Here is a 4,017-nt window from a genome sequence, read left to right as displayed (position 1 = left end):
ATTTAAAGATTCCATAATCTAATTATACCAAAAACGACAATGATAATCATTAAAGATAATCATTGTCGTTTTCTTTTTTAGGTGGCCTTACGAATATTTATTTCGTTACAGCCCCTTTTTATGTTATAATAAATAAGAGGAGTGCGATATCTATGCATAAATGGTTCTGGTATTTTTTAAACCCTGAAGAAAAATTTCAGCGTTATAAACATTCACTTTGGCTTTTGATTCTTGCTATCATTGTGCTTTTCATTAAGTTCGATTTGATAATTGCACTTGGTTATTCTCTTGTCCTCATTATTTTTTCATATCTTGGTTATAAACATTTTCAAAGAGAAGCTATGGCATATAAAGAAAGAAAAAGTTGTCAAAAGACGTTATAAACGTTTTATGACAACTTTTTAAAATAAACCTAAGCGATGCAATTCATGATAAATTCCATCATCCTGTACACTTTCACATATAGCATTTCCATATTGTTTGAGTTCTTTTGATCCATTTGCCATGACAACACCATATTCACAAGTCTGAATCATCGCATAATCATTCATACTATCTCCAAAAGCAATTGTATTTTGAATAGGAATATTTAAATATTCACATACCTTTTCAACAGCCGTTCCCTTATCTGTTCCTTTCATAATAATTTCACCATTAATGACATCTTGAGAAAAGATTTCATGAATGACAAAATGAAATTTATCTGATAGAACACGTTTAGGTTCTTCTAAATCTTCCTCTTTTTCACACATAAAACATAGCTTTTGAATAGGAATAGGATTTTCATCATATTCCTTTAATGGATGAATATTAAAATGTTCTTTTTGTTCATTTAATAATCTCTGTAATTCAGAATTTAAATTTTCTCCATCTTTTAAACGATGTTTTACAAATTCATAATTCATCTTTTCATCTTGAAAAGTCATATGATTAGCTTCTAAATTATATAAAATGTGATGCTGATCAAAAATATGTCTTGCCAGTTGAATATCTTCTTGACTCAAACATGATTCAAAGATTTTTTGACCATGCACCTCAATATATCCACCCGCACTACTGATAATACCATCGAAACCAATTGGAAAAAGTGGTCTAGCTCCTGCATAACTTCTTCCTGTACATAAAAAGACTTCATGTCCATTTTCTTGAACTTGATGAATAGCTTCTTGCACCTTTGGTGATACTCGTCCATCTGGCAATGTCAATGTTCCATCTGCATCTAAAAAGATTAATTTCTTGTCCATCAAATCCCCCCTATTTTCATTATAATCAAATCTCTATAAAAACCAAATTTGTTTCAAATACTGCAAATCTATAATCTCTTTTCAAAGTGTCCATCCACTGACATACCTTCAAAAAATAAAGTAAATGCTTGTGGATCAAGACCTTTAATAATATGTTTGAGTTGATTCACTTCATATTTACTAATCACTGTTACCATAACATAAGTATTTTCTTTTGTATAAGCACCTTTTCCTTGCCAAAAAGTCATTCCACGTCCCATTTCAGATAAAACTTTATTTTGAATTTCTAATTGTTTTGTAAAAATAACACATGTTACATTGATATTTTGATAATGAGTTTTATCTAAAACAAGTGTAAAACATGTCATATAAATGGCAGAATAAATGGCTATTTCAATATGAAATAAAAATGCACACACAACATAGATTGCTAAATTAATAAATAATGATAATTTTCCTACTGAAAAATGTGGTAACTTTTTTGTAAAATAGACACCTAAAATGTCTAATCCTCCACCACTTCCAGAACAGCGTAATGTTAGACCTATACCAAATCCAGTCACAATTCCACCAATAATACAATTGGTAAGAATATCATCAACAAGTGGTGTTGTTGGAATCATGATGAATGTTAAAAAGATAGTTTGAGAAATAACAGATAATAGCGTTCTGACAAAAAAACGTTTAGAAATGGTACGATAAGCTAACATAAATAGAGGTATGTTAATCGCAAAGTTAATAATTCCTGATATATCTATTGAAGATGGAAACATGCCATTACTGATTTGTTCTAATAGTGTTCTTATAATTTGAGCAATTCCTAATACCCCACTACTATATAATTGCACAGGTACTACAAATAAATTTACTCCCAATGCAAAAATAAATGCCCCTAATATAATGAAAAAATATCTTTTACTTTCCTGATTCAAAATCATATCGATCCCCCTTATAAAGAAAAAAACGCAGTTGCGTTTTTACATATGGTGCCGACAACAGGACTTGAACCTGCAACCTGACCATTACGAGTGGCCTGCTCTACCGATTGGAGCTATGTCGGCATCCTGTATTATTATAATACAAAAAGGAATAGATTTCTACTATTCCTTTGGCACAATTTTCTTTAATAAACCATTATTTTTTAATCTTGGAGCCATAGCCATATAAATAGCTGAAGCAATGATAACAGCTAAAACAGCGTTGACACAAGTTGTTATAGCATTCCATGAAGCCAATGCTTTTGCCGCATTATCAGGTGCCCCTAAAATAAAAGCTGTATAAAAATAAGAAAAAATAGGTTCTCCAATCACATTAAATAACATACCAGCTGTAGCTGATAAAATAACTGCTTTCCATAACGCTTTCCCTTGCTTATGCTGGATATGAAAAATACGATGTGCAACCAAACCAGTTATGATACCAATCCCTAATTTCAAGATAATTGTTTTAGGCGCTACAATCACATAAGCCGGATCCAACAAATCTGCAATTCCCATACCAATAGCACCTGCAACACCACCAGGTAATCCCCCTAGCAATAAAGCTGCCAACACACAAAAAGTATTTCCTAAATGAAAAGATGTAAAACCACCTGGTGTTGGAATCTTAATCTGTAAAAACATAAATGATATATAACATAAGCCAGCCATTAAACCAACTAAAACGATTTTCAATATTTTTGTATTCATATCTATCACTCTCCGTATGACTAACAGTATATATGATTATTGGTCTTATGAAAATATCCAGTTTTGTATTTTTTTATATATCCAGATTGAGTATAATAATATCAAGGAGCTAACTATATAAAAATCAAGTCATTTGATGAAAAAGTTTGAAAATGTTAAATGATTTGATTATGGTAGCTAATCAATATGTAAGATCTTTGAAATGTGAATACGATTTGTGTTTTTGGGCATGACGAAAATAGCCTATGGAATAGACTTTTTATGAATACGGTTTCATTTTCTTTCTATCTTAGTAATGATGCATCAAACTGCTGATTTGTCGTTACCAGATGATAGATGACTCTCAACAGCTTCCTGATGCAATGTCCCTGCGTGAACCTGATGACTGGCACAATGATCTGATATAACGTCTTTCTTAAATAGCTCGATCTCTGCTTGGTTATGGCACTATGCTTGGCTTCGTATTGACTTGATTCGTAGTGAAATGGGGCGACACCCGCTGCCTTTATTATCTTTGAAGGCTTAGAATAGTTGAAAATATCTCCATATTCTGCTAGAATTGAAGTACCAGAGAAATGCGAAATTCCTGGTACGGAGATGATAGGAGAGTTTAAGTCAGTGGAAAACTCTTCTATTTTTTTATCTATTTCTTTGAGCTGATCATTAAGCAGTTCGATATGAGCTATCAAATGCTTGATCTGCATTTCATCTGCCAACGAAGAAATGCCAACAGATGTTTTTGCACTTTCCTTTAGCTTTTCAGCAGTCAGAGAAATGCGATTGCCTCTGCCGGTAATATCAAAGCATTTGCGTAAAGTTCTGATGTCAGCCTGTGCAATGGCCTTTGCACTGCCAAACTGTTTAAGAATAGACATATAGACTTTTCCATACTTGGATTTAAAAAGTGCGTTATATTCAGGGAAAACAAGATCTATGCATTTCTGCAGACGATTGGAAAGAACATTGATCTGTTCCTTGAGGGAATGATGCAACCTAGTCAGCTGCTTCTGTTCATAAAGGTCAAATTTCTTAGATGACGTCAAACGATAAGGTTTCTTGAGTTTATTTGAGCTTAATATATCGCA

Annotated in this window: 4 protein-coding genes and 1 tRNA gene; all 5 read right to left on the bottom strand. The window is 32.4% G+C overall.

Annotated features, from left to right (window positions below; translation table 11 throughout):
- Positions 1-401: 401 nt before the first annotated feature.
- Positions 402-1,244 carry an HAD family hydrolase gene (locus B5E48_RS13090; RefSeq protein ID WP_087243870.1) on the bottom strand — a complete coding sequence of 281 codons (843 nt, stop codon included), beginning with the start codon at positions 1,242-1,244 and terminating at the stop codon, positions 402-404.
- A 68-nt stretch (positions 1,245-1,312) separates the two neighbouring features.
- Positions 1,313-2,182 carry a YitT family protein gene (locus tag B5E48_RS13085; protein WP_087305568.1) on the bottom strand — a complete coding sequence of 290 codons (870 nt, stop codon included), beginning with the start codon at positions 2,180-2,182 and terminating at the stop codon, positions 1,313-1,315.
- A 46-nt stretch (positions 2,183-2,228) separates the two neighbouring features.
- Positions 2,229-2,305 (bottom strand) — tRNA-Thr (locus B5E48_RS13080).
- A gap of 39 nt (positions 2,306-2,344) precedes the next feature.
- Positions 2,345-2,932, bottom strand: a complete 588-nt coding sequence (locus B5E48_RS13075; RefSeq protein WP_087305566.1) for an ECF transporter S component — start codon at positions 2,930-2,932, stop codon at positions 2,345-2,347.
- 284 nt (positions 2,933-3,216) lie between these two features.
- A complete protein-coding gene (locus tag B5E48_RS13070) occupies positions 3,217-3,924 on the bottom strand; it encodes a transposase (RefSeq protein WP_241146991.1) in 708 nt (235 codons plus the stop codon).
- Positions 3,925-4,017: the final 93 nt, after the last annotated feature.

The organism is Massilimicrobiota sp. An105 (assembly GCF_002161155.1).
GTDB classification, from domain to species: Bacteria; Bacillota_I; Bacilli_A; order Erysipelotrichales; family Coprobacillaceae; genus Allocoprobacillus; species Allocoprobacillus merdigallinarum.
Note: the sequence above shows the minus strand (reverse complement) of the source record. Positions and strands in the feature narration are given on the sequence as shown.